The following is a 250-nucleotide window of genomic DNA, read 5'->3' as shown; positions in this document are numbered from 1 at the left end:
CATTCTGACTTCGCGTCAGGTTGCTGCCCTCAACACCACTAATATCGCCGCACTCGAAACCCGCGATCTGGCCGTGATCAGCACACTGGCGATTGCTGCACTTTCCAGCGCTCAGATCAGAGTGCTGACCACCGATCAAGTGGCGCATCTGACCACGGATCAGGTTGTCAATATCACGACCAGCTCGCTGGCGGGCTTAACCACCGATCAGGCAGTGGCGCTGACCACGGCACAGGCTGTCGAGCTGACC

Annotated in this window: 1 protein-coding gene; it reads left to right on the top strand. The window is 58.8% G+C overall.

The window, feature by feature from the left end; all coding sequences use genetic code 11:
• Positions 1-250: hypothetical protein (locus HA050_RS21840; RefSeq protein WP_166830595.1), on the top strand; the 250-nt coding region annotated here is incomplete at both ends.

Origin of the sequence: Iodobacter violaceini (assembly GCF_011601265.1) — a bacterium.
Classification (GTDB): Bacteria; Pseudomonadota; Gammaproteobacteria; order Burkholderiales; family Chitinibacteraceae; genus Iodobacter; species Iodobacter violaceini.
Note: the sequence above shows the minus strand (reverse complement) of the source record. Positions and strands in the feature narration are given on the sequence as shown.